General features: G+C 50.4%; 1 rRNA gene. It reads left to right on the forward strand.

The window, feature by feature from the left end:
• A 23S ribosomal RNA gene (locus OSH00_RS20380) occupies positions 1-2,890 on the forward strand.
• Positions 2,891-2,893 lie beyond the last annotated feature (3 nt).

Here is a 2,893-nt window from a genome sequence, read left to right on the forward strand (position 1 = left end):
TCAAGTAATTAAGTGCATGTGGTGGATGCCTTGGCAGTCAGAGGCGAAGAAAGACGTAATAGCCTGCGATAAGCTTCGGGGAGGCGGCAAATATCCTGTGATCCGGAGATTTCTGAATGGGGAAACCCACTTACCATAAGGTAGGTATCGCATGATGAATACATAGTCATGCGAGGCGAACGAGGGGAAGTGAAACATCTCAGTACCCTTAGGAAAAGAAATCAATTGAGATTCCCTCAGTAGCGGCGAGCGAACGGGGATCAGCCCATTAAGTTATATGTGTATTAGCGGAAAGCTCTGGGAAGTGCTACCGTAGAGGGTGATAGTCCCGTACACGAAAGTGCACATATAATGATGACGAGTAGGGCGAGGCACGTGAAACCTTGTCTGAATATGGGGGGACCATCCTCCAAGGCTAAATACTCCTGACTGACCGATAGTGAACCAGTACCGTGAGGGAAAGGCGAAAAGAACCCCTGTGAGGGGAGTGAAATAGATCCTGAAACCGCATGCATACAAGCAGTGGGAGCCAACATGTTTGGTGACTGCGTACCTTTTGTATAATGGGTCAGCGACTTATATTCAGTAGCAAGGTTAACCGTATAGGGGAGCCGTAGAGAAATCGAGTCTTAATAGGGCGTATAGTTGCTGGGTATAGACCCGAAACCGGGTGATCTATCCATGAGCAGGTTGAAGGTTGGGTAACACTAACTGGAGGACCGAACCCACTGTCGTTGAAAAGCCAGGGGATGACTTGTGGATAGGGGTGAAAGGCTAATCAAACTCGGTGATAGCTGGTTCTCCCCGAAAGCTATTTAGGTAGCGCCTCGGACGAATACCATAGGGGGTAGAGCACTGTTTCGGCTAGGGGGTCATCCCGACTTACCAAACCGATGCAAACTCCGAATACCTATGAGTACTATCCGGGAGACAGACTGCGGGTGCTAACGTCCGTAGTCAAGAGGAAAACAATCCAGACCGCCAGCTAAGGCCCCAAAATTATAGTTAAGTGGGAAACGATGTGGGAAGGCATAGACAGCTAGGAGGTTGGCTTAGAAGCAGCCACCCTTTAAAGAAAGCGTAATAGCTCACTAGTCGAGTCGGCCTGCGCGGAAGATGTAACGGGGCTAAAACTATATGCCGAAGCTGCGGATGTATACGTAAGTATACGTGGTAGGGGAGCGTTCTGTAAGCCGATGAAGGTGTATTGAGAAGTATGCTGGAGGTATCAGAAGTGCGAATGCTGACGTGAGTAACGACAAAACGGGTGAAAAACCCGTTCGCTGAAAGACCAAGGGTTCCAGTCCAACGTTAATCGGGGCTGGGTGAGTCGACCCCTAAGGCGAGGCCGAGAGGCGTAGTCGATGGGAAATTGGTTAATATTCCAATACTTCTGTGTAATGCGATGAGAGGACGGAGAAAGTTAAGTCAGCCTGGCGTTGGTTGTCCAGGTGGAAGGTTGTAGGCATGCATCTTAGGCAAATCCGGGGTGCTCTATGCTGAGAACTGATAGCAAGCGAGTTTACTCGTGAAGTGGCTGATACTATGCTTCCAGGAAAAGTCTCTAAGCTTCAGTTACACAGGAATCGTACCCGAAACCGACACAGGTGGTCAGGTCGAGTAGACCAAAGCGCTTGAGAGAACTCTGCTGAAGGAACTAGGCAAAATGGTACCGTAACTTCGGGAGAAGGTACGCTGCTGACGGTGATAGGACTTGCTCCTTGAGCTATTGGCAGCCACAGAAACCAGGCCCCTGCAACTGTTTATTAAAAACATAGCACTCTGCAAACACGAAAGTGGACGTATAGGGTGTGATGCCTGCCCGGTGCTGGAAGGTTAATTGATGGGGTTAGCGTAAGCGAAGCTCTTGATCGAAGCCCCAGTAAACGGCGGCCGTAACTATAACGGTCCTAAGGTAGCGAAATTCCTTGTCGGGTAAGTTCCGACCTGCACGAATGGCATAATGATGGGGGCGCTGTCTCCAGCAGAGGCTCAGTGAAATCGAAATCGCCGTGAAGATGCGGTGTACCCGCGGCTAGACGGAAAGACCCCGTGAACCTTTACTGCAGCTTGACATTGAACTTTGATCTTACTTGTGTAGGATAGGTGGGAGGCTTTGAAGTAGTGACGCCAGTTACTATGGAGCCATCCTTGAAATACCACCCTGGTAATATTGAGGTTCTAACTCTGTCCCGTTATCCGGGACGAGGACCATGTCTGGTGGGTAGTTTGACTGGGGCGGTCTCCTCCTAAAGAGTAACGGAGGAGTACGAAGGTGCGCTCAGCGTGGTCGGAAATCACGCGTAGAGTATAAAGGCAAAAGCGCGCTTAACTGCGAGACCCACAAGTCGAGCAGGTACGAAAGTAGGTCTTAGTGATCCGGTGGTTCTGTATGGAAGGGCCATCGCTCAACGGATAAAAGGTACTCTGGGGATAACAGGCTGATACCGCCCAAGAGTTCATATCGACGGCGGTGTTTGGCACCTCGATGTCGGCTCATCTCATCCTGGGGCTGAAGCAGGTCCCAAGGGTATGGCTGTTCGCCATTTAAAGAGGTACGCGAGCTGGGTTTAGAACGTCGTGAGACAGTTCGGTCCCTATCTACCGTGGGCGTTGGAAATTTGAGAGGATCTGCTCCTAGTACGAGAGGACCAGAGTGGACGAACCTCTGGTGTACCGGTTGTGACGCCAGTCGCATCGCCGGGTAGCTATGTTCGGAAGGGATAACCGCTGAAAGCATCTAAGCGGGAAGCCTACCTCAAGATTAGATTTCCCTTGGAGTTTATCTCCACTAAAGAGCCGTTGAAGACTACGACGTTGATAGGTTGGATGTGGAAGTGCGGTGACGCATGAAGCTGACCAATACTAATTGCTCGTGAGGCTTGACTATACA

The sequence above is a fragment of the Acinetobacter nematophilus genome, from assembly GCF_026344175.1.
Lineage (GTDB): Bacteria > Pseudomonadota > Gammaproteobacteria > Pseudomonadales > Moraxellaceae > Acinetobacter > Acinetobacter nematophilus.